The organism is Flavobacterium sp. CAU 1735 (assembly GCF_039888695.1).
Lineage (GTDB): Bacteria > Bacteroidota > Bacteroidia > Flavobacteriales > Flavobacteriaceae > Flavobacterium.
The window spans coordinates 14014-25846 of the sequence record NZ_JBDQQQ010000009.1; the positions used below are offsets into that span (position 1 = coordinate 14014).

The 11833-nt window shown below is 40.6% G+C and carries 12 protein-coding genes; 11 read left to right on the top strand and 1 reads right to left on the bottom strand.

Annotated features, from left to right (window positions below):
• Positions 1-8: 8 nt before the first annotated feature.
• The 8 genes from AAFN64_RS16235 to AAFN64_RS16270 all read left to right on the top strand — a co-directional run bounded on the left by AAFN64_RS16235 (position 9) and on the right by AAFN64_RS16270 (position 8941).
• Complete coding sequence (locus AAFN64_RS16235) at positions 9-1013, top strand: MoxR family ATPase (protein ID WP_136404041.1); 1005 nt, start codon at positions 9-11, stop codon at positions 1011-1013.
• Positions 1014-1086: 73 nt separating this feature from the next.
• Complete coding sequence (locus tag AAFN64_RS16240; RefSeq protein WP_300485464.1) at positions 1087-1953, top strand: DUF58 domain-containing protein; 867 nt, start codon at positions 1087-1089, stop codon at positions 1951-1953.
• Between the two features lie 2 nt (positions 1954-1955).
• Positions 1956-3578: a hypothetical protein gene (locus AAFN64_RS16245; RefSeq protein WP_347761314.1), complete on the top strand. Its 1623-nt coding sequence runs from the start codon at positions 1956-1958 to the stop codon at positions 3576-3578.
• The gene (locus AAFN64_RS16250; RefSeq protein WP_300485557.1) at positions 3578-4579 is read left to right on the top strand and encodes a VWA domain-containing protein; all 1002 of its coding nucleotides are present in this window, start codon (positions 3578-3580) and stop codon (positions 4577-4579) included. The genes AAFN64_RS16245 and AAFN64_RS16250 overlap by 1 nt, the downstream gene beginning before the upstream one ends.
• A 2-nt stretch (positions 4580-4581) precedes the next feature.
• Positions 4582-5616: a VWA domain-containing protein gene (locus tag AAFN64_RS16255; protein ID WP_300485469.1), complete on the top strand. Its 1035-nt coding sequence runs from the start codon at positions 4582-4584 to the stop codon at positions 5614-5616.
• Positions 5616-6380 carry a tetratricopeptide repeat protein gene (locus tag AAFN64_RS16260; protein ID WP_347761315.1) on the top strand — a complete coding sequence of 255 codons (765 nt, stop codon included), beginning with the start codon at positions 5616-5618 and terminating at the stop codon, positions 6378-6380. Before AAFN64_RS16255 ends, AAFN64_RS16260 begins: the two co-directional genes overlap by 1 nt.
• A gap of 54 nt (positions 6381-6434) precedes the next feature.
• A complete protein-coding gene (locus AAFN64_RS16265; RefSeq protein ID WP_347761316.1) occupies positions 6435-8192 on the top strand; it encodes a BatD family protein in 1758 nt (585 codons plus the stop codon).
• Positions 8193-8197: 5 nt separating this feature from the next.
• A complete protein-coding gene (locus AAFN64_RS16270) occupies positions 8198-8941 on the top strand; it encodes a tetratricopeptide repeat protein (protein WP_347761317.1) in 744 nt (247 codons plus the stop codon).
• 2 nt (positions 8942-8943) lie between these two features.
• Here AAFN64_RS16270 and AAFN64_RS16275 read toward each other — a convergent pair whose 3' ends face one another.
• The gene (locus tag AAFN64_RS16275; RefSeq protein ID WP_347761318.1) at positions 8944-9477 is read right to left on the bottom strand and encodes a CvpA family protein; all 534 of its coding nucleotides are present in this window, start codon (positions 9475-9477) and stop codon (positions 8944-8946) included.
• A gap of 21 nt (positions 9478-9498) precedes the next feature.
• Between AAFN64_RS16275 and AAFN64_RS16280 the strand changes: the two genes are divergently transcribed.
• The 3 genes from AAFN64_RS16280 to pheS all read left to right on the top strand — a co-directional run bounded on the left by AAFN64_RS16280 (position 9499) and on the right by pheS (position 11821).
• Positions 9499-10335, top strand: a complete 837-nt coding sequence (locus tag AAFN64_RS16280; RefSeq protein ID WP_347761319.1) for a hypothetical protein — start codon at positions 9499-9501, stop codon at positions 10333-10335.
• 7 nt (positions 10336-10342) lie between these two features.
• Positions 10343-10699, top strand: a complete 357-nt coding sequence (locus AAFN64_RS16285) for a hypothetical protein (RefSeq protein WP_300485489.1) — start codon at positions 10343-10345, stop codon at positions 10697-10699.
• Positions 10700-10801: 102 nt separating this feature from the next.
• Positions 10802-11821: a phenylalanine--tRNA ligase subunit alpha gene (gene pheS, locus AAFN64_RS16290; protein ID WP_300485492.1), complete on the top strand. Its 1020-nt coding sequence runs from the start codon at positions 10802-10804 to the stop codon at positions 11819-11821.
• Positions 11822-11833: the final 12 nt, after the last annotated feature.

An 11833-nucleotide genomic window follows, 5' to 3' on the forward strand; every position in this document is an offset into this window, starting at 1 on the left:
ACATAAAAATGGACGACACCACAGCTACTTTAGACATTAGAGCAATTAATGAAAAAATAGAGAGAGAAAGTGCTTTTATCGATCTGCTGACAATGGAGATGAACAAGGTGATTGTAGGTCAGAAGCACATGGTAGAACGATTATTAATCGGACTTTTAGGACAAGGGCATATCCTTTTGGAAGGAGTTCCGGGATTGGCAAAAACATTAGCCATCAATACCCTGTCGCAAGCGGTTCAAGGTTCTTTCAGCAGAATTCAGTTTACGCCCGATCTTTTACCGGCGGACGTAGTGGGAACCATGATCTATAACATCAAACAAAATGACTTCTCGATAAAAAAAGGACCGATCTTCGCCAATTTCGTATTAGCGGATGAGATTAACCGTGCTCCGGCAAAAGTGCAATCGGCATTACTGGAAGCCATGCAGGAAAAACAGGTAACCATTGGCGACGAAACCTTTAAATTGGACAAACCATTCCTGGTAATGGCAACCCAAAACCCGGTGGAACAGGAAGGAACCTATCCGTTACCGGAAGCGCAGGTCGATCGTTTTATGTTAAAAACGGTAATCGACTATCCTAAAATGGAAGACGAGCGTATGGTTATCCGTCAAAACCTGAAAGGAAGCTACGAAAAAGTGAACGCGGTGATTTCTTTGGATCAGATCCGAAGAGCACAGGAAGCGGTTCGCGAAGTCTATATGGACGAGAAAATTGAAAAATATATCCTGGATATCATCTTTGCTACCCGTTATCCGGAAAAATACAAACTGGCCGATTTAAAACCATTAATCAGCTTCGGCGCTTCTCCAAGGGGAAGTATCAACCTGGCTACGGCGGCTAAATGTTATGCCTTTATCAAACGCCGTGGTTATGTAATCCCGGAAGACGTTCGCGCCGTGGTTCACGATGTGTTGCGTCACAGAATCGGAATTACCTACGAAGCAGAGGCCGAAAACATCACTTCTGTAGAGATCATCAATAAAATTGTAAACGAAATCGAAGTGCCTTAGAATATAGATGACTGATTTTTAACCCTGTTGCCAGACAATAGGATCGAATCGTTAATCTGTAATCACTCTTAGAATGGATACCAAAGAGCTTTTAAAAAAAGTACGAAAAATAGAAATCAAAACCCGAAGACTGAGCGATCATATCTTTTCGGGCGAATACCATACGTCCTTCAAAGGACGGGGGATGACGTTTTCGGAAGTGCGCCAGTATCAGTTTGGCGACGATGTTCGTGCGATCGACTGGAATGTAACGGCACGTTATAACGAACCGTATATCAAGGTTTTCGAAGAAGAACGTGAACTCACGATGATGTTGCTGGTCGACATCAGTGGATCGGAAAGTTTTGGAACCCGTAACCAGCTTAAAAAGGATGTGGTAACCGAAATCGCGGCAACCTTAGCTTTTTCGGCGACAAAAAACAACGACAAAATCGGATTGATCTTGTTTTCGGATCAGATCGAATTGTTTATTCCGCCTAAAAAAGGGAAATCCCACGTGTTGCGCATCATTCGCGAACTAATCGAGTTTACGCCAAAAAGCAAAAAAACCGACTTTTCGCAGGCGTTGAAATTCCTGTCAGGTGTTATGAAGAAGAAAGCCATCGTATTCGTGATTTCGGATTTTATGACTTCCGATTACGAGCAAACGCTGAAAATCGCCGGAAAAAAACACGATGTAACCGGAGTAAGGGTATACGATGTCCGCGAAGAAAAAATGCCAAACATTGGAATGGTACATATGGAAGATGCCGAAACCGGCGAAACCTTATTGGTCAATACCAATTCGAAATCGGTTCGGACAGAATACGAAAAACACTATCTGGAAAACGTAAAATATTTTAAAGAAACGTTTTCCCGTTGTGGTTCCGGAACGGTTAGTACCCGTGTGGACGAATCTTATGTAACCAAGTTATTGGGTTATTTTAAAGCAAGAACCTAGAAATGATAAAGAATAAGTTTTACATACTGCTGTTTTTAATGCTCGGTACTGTGGTTTTCGCACAGCAAAAACCGGTGCAGGCTACGGTAGATTCGACAAAGATCAAAATAGGATCGCAGTTTAACCTGACGTTAAAAACAACAGTAGACAGTACGACACAGGTCTATTTCCCGGATAGCAAAACATTTGGCTATCTGGAAGTACTGGAATCCTATCCGGTGGATACCATCAAAAAAGCAAACCAATACGAGCTAATCAAAAGATACGGCCTGACGCAGTTTGATACCGGAAAATATACGGTACCGCAATTACCGGTGATCATCAATAACAAACAGTTCCTGACCGATTCACTTGCGATTCAGGTTATGGGGGTGGTGGTCGATACGACCAAACAACAGATGTATGATATCAAACCGGTGATCACGGTTAAAAAGCCAATCAGCAACGTTTGGAAATATAGTATTATTCTGGCTTTGATAATTGGTGCCGGGTTTTTGGTGAACTGGTTGCTAAAACGCTATCAGAACAAAGACAAAAAAGTAGAAGAGATTTATGCGACACCCATTGAAAAAGCAACGAATCTGCTACAAAATCTGGAGAAAAAAGAGCTTTGGCAAAATGGGGATGTAAAATCCTATTATTCCGAAATGACCGATATCACGCGTACCTATATCGAGGAAACCATTCAGGTTCCGGCGATGGAAAGTACGACGGCCGAATTGCTTACCGCCTTGAAAGAAGCGGTGATCAAAAAGAAAATGGGCATCAAAAAGGATACGTTCGAAACCTTTGAAAAAATCCTTAAAAATGCCGATTTGGTAAAATTCGCAAAATCCAAACCGCTGGATTTCGAAATTGCCTCCGACCGTAAAAATATCGAAGGGATCATCTTTACCATCGAAAAATCCATCCCGAAAGAAGTAGAGCAGGCGATTGTTGACGAACGATTACGACAAGAACGATTATTAAAACAACAAAAAGTACGACGAATCCTGATTTCGACAGCGACAAGTCTTGTGCTTTTTATTGCCGCCTTTACCTACTTCCTGTCGACCGACGGATTGGATTTTATTAAAGACAAACTAATCGGTCACAGTACCAAAGACCTTTTAAAAGGCGAATGGGTAAAAAGCGAATACGGAGAACCGTCGGTGATTATCGAAACGCCAAAAGTGTTAAAACGATTTAGCGACGAACGCGTTCAGACGAATTTACCGGCCAATATTAAGTCAACTCAGAAATTCCTATATGGAAGTCTGATCGATAATTTTAGTATTGCAATCAATACAACCACGTTTAAAGATTCACTTCGCGCGGATAACGATGCCATTCTGAATGAGAATATTACCCGATTTGAAAAAACAGTCGGAGCCAAAGGAATCATCGTAAAAACGGATGATTTTGAAATCAAAGACGGATTTACCGGAAAAAGAGGTTATGGAACGATGACGATCTTTAATCCGGCGAAAAACGAAGACGAACGAATGGAATACCAGATTATTATCTTCTCCCAAAAATTCGGAATACAGGAAATTGCACTGGTATACCGCGAGGGAGACGAAAATGCAAAAGAAATAGCCGACAGGATTGTGAAATCCATTGAACTTAGAAAAGTAACCGAATGATGAAGAATATCTCTTTTTTACATCCCGAGTTTTTTTGGCTGTTTTTGGTAATACCGGTCGTAATCGCATGGTATTTCTGGAAAAGAAAAAAACAATCGGCGACCTTAAAAATCAGTTCGGTAAAAGGATTTAAAGGAACAACCTCGATTTTACCAAAGTTAAAACCGTTGTTGTTTGTACTGCGCATACTAGCGTTAAGCGCGATGATTGTCGCTTTAGCGCGTCCGCAGTCGACCGATGTGACCAATAAAACCCGTACCACCAGTGGAATCGATATTGTAATGGCAATTGACGTTTCCGGAAGTATGCTGGCCAAAGATTTAAAACCCAACCGAATGGAAGCGCTGAAACGCGTGGCTTCCGAGTTTGTAAAAGAACGTCCGAACGACCGGATCGGATTGGTGGTGTATGCGGCCGAAAGTTATACCAAAACACCGGTAACGAGTGATAAAGCCGTGGTGCTTGAAGCCTTAAAAGGCGTAAAGTACGACAACGTATTACAGGACGGAACCGGAATTGGCGTAGGATTGGCAACTGCCGTAAACCGATTAAAAGATAGTAAAGCCAAAAGTAAAGTAGTAATCCTGTTAACCGATGGTGTGAACAATGCCGGGTTTATCGATCCGAGAATGGCATCCGAAATCGCCAAAGAATACGGCATTAAAGTCTATACCATTGGAATCGGAACGAACGGAATGGCGGAGTTCCCATATGCGATTGCACCAAACGGGCAATTCCTGTTCCGCATGATGCAGGTGGAAATCGATGAAAAGCTGATGAAAGAAATCGCAGCAACCACCGATGGGAAATACTTTAGAGCGACCAGTAATAAGAGCCTGGAAAATATCTATAACGAAATCAATAAACTGGAAAAAACCGAAATAGAAGAAATGCGCTATTTCAACTATGATGAGAAATACAGACCGCTTGTATTCCTGGCCTTAGGCTTACTGGTTTTGGAAATTTTATTACGAAAAACTATTTTTAGAAGTTTTATCTGATTATGTGGCAATTTGAAGAACCAAAATATTTTTACCTGTTGGGCGTGATACCGTTTTTGGTATTGCTTTTCCTGATCAATCTCTATTGGAAACGGAAAAAGCAAAAACAATTCGGTGATCTCGAACTGATTAAAAAATTAAGCCCGGAGAAATCCATTTTTAAACCGGTATTAAAACTGGTGGTGTTACTATTGGCATTGGCGGGAATCATCCTGGCTTTGATCAACCCGAAAATCGGAACCAAAATGGAAACCGTAAAACGACAGGGAGTGGATATCGTTTTTGCCGTGGATATTTCCAAAAGTATGCTGGCAGAGGATATTGCACCCAATCGTTTGGAAAAGAGTAAACAGTTGGTTTCTCAGATCATCAACCAATTGGGAAGCGATCGTATCGGGATTGTTGGATATGCCGGAAGTGCCTATCCGGTTTTGCCGATTACAACCGATTATAGCGTGGCTAAAATGTACCTGCAAAGTATGAATACCGATATGGTGTCGTCGCAGGGAACCGCCTTGTCGGAAGCGGTTAAACTGGCAACCTCTTATTTTGATGATCCGCAAACAAGTAAACTGATCGTGTTGATTTCTGATGGAGAAGACCACGGAGAAGGTTTTGAAGATGCGGTGGAAGAAGCCAAAGAAAAGCGAATCAAAATCCTGACCATCGGTGTCGGAACCGAAAAAGGCGGGCCGATTCCGTTGCGAAATCAGGGCAAAATAGAAGGCTATAAAAAAGATTCCAAAGGGGAAACCGTGGTGACGAAATTATACCCGGAAACCTTAAAAAATATAGCGAAAAGCGCTAATGGCGGTTATGTATATGGCGGAAACACCAAAGAAGTAGTGGAGTTCGTGAAAAACGGATTGGACAATCTGGAAAAAACCGACTTCGAAAGTCAGCAGATAGCCGATTTTCAATCGCAATACCAATGGTTTTTAGGCATTGCATTTGCACTATTATTATTGGATGTTTTCCTACTGGAACGCAAAACAGCCTGGGTTAAAAAGTTGAATTTATTTAATGAAAAAGAATAATGAAGAAGTGGTTTAGTTGTTATTTTCTGTTGTTTTCATTGGTAATGGCGGCTCAGGTCAAAGACCGGAACCTGCCGCGCGGCAATGAAGCGTTCGGCGAAAAAAACTATTCGGAAGCCGAAGCGGATTATCGTATCTCGCAATCTAAAGTGCCAACACGAGCGACTTCATCCTATAATCTCGGGAATGCCATTTACAGGCAAAACCAACCCGGGGAAGCGAAGTTTGCGTATATGAAGGCGATTGAAAATGCCAAAGGGAAAAAGCAAAAGTACAAAGCAATGCACAACCTTGGTAACGTTTTTATGTTGGAAAAAAACTATTCGGGAGCGGTGGAAGCCTATAAAGACGCATTGCGGAATAATCCGTATGACGAGGAAACCCGTTATAATTATGCATTGGCCAAACAGAAGTTAAAAGAAAATCCGCCGAAAAATAATAATAAAGACAAAAACAAGGATAAGAATAAAGATCAGCAGGATCAGAAAGATAAGGATAAAGACAAAGATAAAGGCGACAATAAAAAAGACCAGAATAAAGATAAAGGTCAGGATAAAAAAGACGATAAAGGCGATCCGAAAGACAAAAACGGAGATAAAGGCGACAAAGACAAACAGAACGCCCAGCCAAAACCAAGTGGCGCTTCCAAACAACGAATGGAAAATATGTTGGACGCTTTGAATAACGAAGAGAAGAAAATTCAGGACAAAGTGAAGGCAAGAGAAGTCAAAGGAAGTCCTGTTAAAAATGAAAAAGATTGGTAATCGGACAAAAAAGTATACCTTGTCGGACAAACTAAGTAGTGACACAAAACAACAATGAATAGAGTTATTTTTCTGCTATTATTATGCTTTCAGGGGCTTTTTGCTCAGGTGCAGTTTGAAGCAACCGTGAGTAAGAATACCCTTGGGATTAACGAACGCCTTCGTATTGATTTTACAATGAACGAAGACGGGGATAATTTCAGCCCACCGGCTTTTGAAGGATTCCGGGTTGTAGGTGGCCCGAATCAGGCGGTGAGCTATTCGTGGATTAACGGAAAAAAATCATTTAATAAATCCTTTTCCTATTTTCTGATGCCGTTAAAAAAAGGACCGGCGATCATTAAATCGGCTTCTATTGAAATCGAAGGGAAAATTTATAAAACAAATCCGGTAAAAGTAACGGTTACCAATGCGGTACAGGAAGAGGTAAATCCATATTATCCACAACAAAAAACCGGCGAAGGAATTCATCTTGTAGCCGAAATTTCCAAAACCAATCCGTATATCAACGAACCGATAACGGTGGTGTATAAATTATATGTGAGCAATACGGCCAGTGTGAGAAACTGGCGCGAAATGGCCAGTCCGAAATACAACGATTTCTGGAGTCAGAATATCGATATCAAAAAACTGGTTGTGGAAAACGGAAAATACAACGGTGAAGACTATCGTTATGTGGTGTTGCGCAAAACCGTGTTATACCCGCAAAAAGCCGGAAAACTCGAAATAGAACCGCTTTCACTGGATATTGAGGTCGACTTACCAACCGGACGTCGTGATTTCTTCGGACGTATGGAATATGCCAGCGGTAATAAAACGGTTTCGGCCGGAGCCAAATCGATCAATGTACGCACCTTGCCGGAAGCCGGAAAACCAATCGATTTTACCGGTGCCGTGGGGGATTTCGATTTTAAAGTTACACCGTCGAAAACCACATTAAAAGCAGGCGAATCGTTGAATCTGGTAGTGAGTGTTTCCGGAAAAGGAAACCTGAAATTGTTTAACCTTCCAAAACCGGTAGTGCCAAGTGCGCTCGAAATGTACGATCCGGAGCATAAAGAAAAAGTAACCACACCGCTTTCCGGTATGCAAGGCGAAGTGTCGGATACGTATGCAATCATTCCGCAATACAAAGGAAACTATCTGATCAAACCAATGGTTTTCTCCTATTTCGATCTGAATGCCAATAAATATAAGACAATCAATACGCCGGAAATAATGGTCAATGTGATGGACGGACCGTCGCCAACTTCAGGTGATAACCAGGTGGCTTCGGTACCCGGAAAACAAAATGTGGTGGCAAACGATCAGTTTCAGTTTATCAAACTAAAAACCAATCTGACCAGCATACATCAAAAAGGATTCCTAGGTTCCGGTTTGTTCTATTCCTTATTGATGGCACCATTCCTGATCATTCCGATAATTGTATTGGCTAGAAAGAAAAAAGAAGCGATCGATGGCGATGTGGTTGGAAACAAAATCCGTCAGTCGAATAAACTGGCCAAACGATTCCTGTCGGAAGCCAATAAGCAAATGGGTAATAAAGAAGCCTTTTATGTGGCAATGGAAAAAGCCCTGCACAATTTCTTAAAAGCAAAATTGAATATTGAGACTTCGGAGATGAGTAAAGAGAATATCCAGGAATTGCTATTATCCAGAAAAGCGACTCCTGAAACGGTTCAAAACTTTTTAGGATTGATGGATAGCTGCGAATTTGCACGCTATACACCGGCTTCGGTTGGAACCATGCAACAGGATTATGATAAAGCTGTAACCGTAATTTCCGGACTGGAAAAACAAATCACGAACTAATCGCTATGAAAAAGCTATTGTATATCGTCCTTTTAGTTTCCCAGGTATTTTGGGCACAGACTGCTTTTGATAAAGGAAATGATTTCTATAAAAAAGAAAAATACGAAGAGGCAGCTGCCAGTTATGAACAGGTGGTTCAATCCGGAAAACAATCGGCCGAGTTGTATTTTAACTTGGGAAATGCCTATTATAAGCTGCATAAAGTAGCACCGGCTATTTACAATTATGAAAAGGCGTTGTTGCTAAATCCGAAAGATCATGCCGCGCAGACAAATCTGCATTTTGCACAGAAAATGACCATCGATGAGATTAAAGTCGTGCCGAAAGTAGGTTTTTCCAAAATGATTAACGATCTGTTGGACGTATTCCATTATGAAGAATGGGCATGGATTGCCGTTGGATCATCTGCTTTTTTCCTATTGTGTTTTATTGGCTATTATTTTGCCAGTCAAACCGTAGTAAAGCGAATCTTTTTCTTCGGAATGTTTGTCGTGCTATTATCGATGCTGATCAGTGTATCGGCGGCTATTGCAGAAAAAGATAATTATAACAGCGAACGACCGGCTATTGTTTTTGCTGAGGTCGTTCCGGTAAAAAGTGAGCCTAAAGCAACTGCTTCAGATGCCTTTGTATTACACGAAGGAGCTAAAGTCTTTGTTCTGGAATCGCTCGATAACTGGCGGAAAATCCAACTGACCGACGATACGGAAGGCTGGATCGAAAAAGATGCTATTAAAGAATTAAAATAAAATTACGATGCCGATGAAGTCTCTTTGTTGGCATCGATCGTTTTAAAGTCCTCATACCATTCCTGAACACTTGGGAAAATCAGTTGTGAGGTTTTCTGAATCGGATTGTAAAACAACGAATTATCCATCGTTTCCTGCGATAGGAAATAATTATTGATGTTGATTTTCTGGAAAAGATTCAGTAATATACTCAGGATTAAAGCCATTTTTAAAATCCCGAATACACCACCGGCAATTGTATTTAGCCAACCTATCTGAGCAAAACTGGCAATTCCGGTAAATAATTTGGCCAGCAGGATTATGCCCACAACGACCAGGACAAACGTAAGTCCGAAAGCGGTTACTTCAATATATTTCGGATTCCAGGAAACATGATTTTCGATAACCGAACGTACCAGATGTGAAAATTTGATAGCCAGAATAATACCGACAATCAAAGAGATCAACGAGGCAAAAGCGGTGAATAATCCCTGGCGAAAGCCTTGGATAAATCCGTAGAGTAAAACAGCGGCAAGTAGAATATCAAAGAAAGACATAGTGGCTAATATAAATTTGTTATGTTTGCAAAAAAACGAAAAACAACCTTAATTATGATAAAAAAAATATTTTTAGCAGTTTTATGTATAGCTGCAATTGGGTGTTCGAGTGATGATAGTGCTAGTGGTGATAATGGTAATGCCGGTAATGGTACGCCAAAATACAGAATAAAAAAAATCACAGAATTCAGATATTATAATTCTCAAATTTTTGATACGAGTATTATATATTTCAGTTATGATGAAGATACTGGGGAGTTGGATAAAATAACAGATTTCGGAGACAAACTTGTTGGACGTTTTGGCTATGCAGGTAATAAAATCGAACGATTTTATATAGCTGATAATCATGTTTTTGGCCTTGGAAGCAGTGCAACAGTGGGTTATAGCGGGGATAACCTGGTACATATGTATTCCACCACAGGAAATAGAATAACAGCGCTTTCTTATGAAAATGACGTTTTGAAAACCATAAAAATAACATCGGGTAATGCAACTTCTCTTCAGGAGCTTACATTCGATCAAAATGGTAATCGGATAGAAAAACTGACCTCTGCTTTAGGTCAGACGAATAAAATAAAGAGCAGGTATTTCTACGATGATAAAAAGAATCCTTTGAGTGATATGAATCCGTATTTAAAATATATGCTAAATTATAGATCCATGGATATGCATAGTAAAAACGGTGTCACCAAAGAGGAACAATATGCAAATGAAACGAGTACGGAGCCTATCGAGACGATTTATTATGAAATGCAATACAATGAAGGGGGCTTTCCAACGGAGATTATAAAAACGTTTGCAAGTACGAGTACTCAGTTTACTAAAACGATAATAGAATATAAAAAAATTCAATAAATAAAAAGTGTCAAGAGACGAACAATTAAAACAGCGTTGGGATACGCTGGTCAAGATATTATCCGAACGTTTTGCCGATGGCGAAATGTTGGATCTGGACGCGATCATTTACCTGATCGGCGTTCAGGAACTGGGAAAAATTAAAACAAAATTCAAAAAAGACGAAAAGATCAATCTGATGCATATCGCGATCTGTCGTCTGTTGGAGCCTTATGGTTACTATGAATTTTCTTTTTTTGATGAAGACGGTTGGCCGCATTATACGGTAAAAGAACAATTGCCGCCCTTAAAAGCCGGCGAACAATCGGTGTTGATGAAAGAGGCCATTGTGAATTATTTCCTCGAAAAAGGATTGATCGAATAAAACAAAAAATGGACAAAAGGCACAATTTACCGGTAAATTAATCGGCAAAAGCTGTAGAAGCTGAATCCAAAATCCGTAAATTTGCCCTTTATTGATAGAACGATGATTGATAAGATAAAAGAATACATTGGCGAAGCGCAGGCTTTTACTACAGATAATAAAGAAACCCTGGAAACATTCCGTATCAAGTTCTTAGGAAGCAAAGGCCTTCTTAAAGACTTGTTTGCCGAATTTAAGAATGTTCCCAACGATCAGAAAAAAGAATTCGGTCAGGTGATTAACCTGCTGAAAACAACCGCGGAAGATAAAGTAAAATCCATTCAGGATGCTTTAGAAAGCAAAGAAGAAACCAAAGGCATTTACGGCGATTTGTCTCGTCCGGGCGAACCCTTGGTGATCGGATCACGCCATCCGATTTCAATTGTGAAAAATCAGATTGTTGATATTTTTTCCAATATCGGATTCAACGTTTCCGAAGGTCCGGAAATCGAAGACGACTGGCATAACTTTACCGCGTTAAATTTACCGGAATACCATCCGGCACGCGATATGCAGGATACGTTCTTTATCCAGACCAATCCGGATATCTTATTGCGTACGCATACGTCGTCCGTTCAGGTGCGTTATATGGAAGACAATAAACCGCCAATCCGAACCATTTCTCCGGGAAGAGTGTTCCGTAACGAAGCGGTATCGTCCCGTTCACACTGTATTTTCCATCAGGTGGAAGGTTTGTATATCGATCAGAATGTTTCGTTTGCCGATTTAAAACAGACCTTGTTGTATTTTACAAAAGAGATGTTCGGAAAATCGAAAATCCGTTTGCGTCCATCATACTTCCCATTCACCGAGCCAAGTGCCGAAGTGGATATTTACTGGGGATTAAAAACCGAAACCGATTACCGTATCACCAAAGGTACCGGTTGGTTGGAAATCATGGGATGTGGAATGGTCGATCCGAACGTTTTGAAAAACTGCGGAATCGACGCCGATAAATACAACGGATTTGCGTTCGGTATGGGTATCGAACGAATTGCCATGTTGCTATACCAAATCGGAGACATTCGTATGTTCTACGAAAATGACGTCCGATTCTTAGAACAATTCAAATCCAGCATTTAAAAAATAAAAAGC

Coding starts and splice junctions, on each gene's coding strand:
- AAFN64_RS16250 (WP_300485557.1), top strand. CDS start 3,578: ATGAAGAATATCTCTTTTTTACATCCCGAGTTTTTTTGGCTGTTTTTG.
- AAFN64_RS16275 (WP_347761318.1), bottom strand. CDS start 9,477: ATGTCTTTCTTTGATATTCTACTTGCCGCTGTTTTACTCTACGGATTT.
- AAFN64_RS16265 (WP_347761316.1), top strand. CDS start 6,435: ATGAATAGAGTTATTTTTCTGCTATTATTATGCTTTCAGGGGCTTTTT.
- AAFN64_RS16245 (WP_347761314.1), top strand. CDS start 1,956: ATGATAAAGAATAAGTTTTACATACTGCTGTTTTTAATGCTCGGTACT.
- AAFN64_RS16255 (WP_300485469.1), top strand. CDS start 4,582: ATGTGGCAATTTGAAGAACCAAAATATTTTTACCTGTTGGGCGTGATA.
- AAFN64_RS16260 (WP_347761315.1), top strand. CDS start 5,616: ATGAAGAAGTGGTTTAGTTGTTATTTTCTGTTGTTTTCATTGGTAATG.
- AAFN64_RS16270 (WP_347761317.1), top strand. CDS start 8,198: ATGAAAAAGCTATTGTATATCGTCCTTTTAGTTTCCCAGGTATTTTGG.
- AAFN64_RS16280 (WP_347761319.1), top strand. CDS start 9,499: ATGTTTGCAAAAAAACGAAAAACAACCTTAATTATGATAAAAAAAATA.
- AAFN64_RS16235 (WP_136404041.1), top strand. CDS start 9: ATGGACGACACCACAGCTACTTTAGACATTAGAGCAATTAATGAAAAA.
- pheS (WP_300485492.1), top strand. CDS start 10,802: ATGATTGATAAGATAAAAGAATACATTGGCGAAGCGCAGGCTTTTACT.
- AAFN64_RS16240 (WP_300485464.1), top strand. CDS start 1,087: ATGGATACCAAAGAGCTTTTAAAAAAAGTACGAAAAATAGAAATCAAA.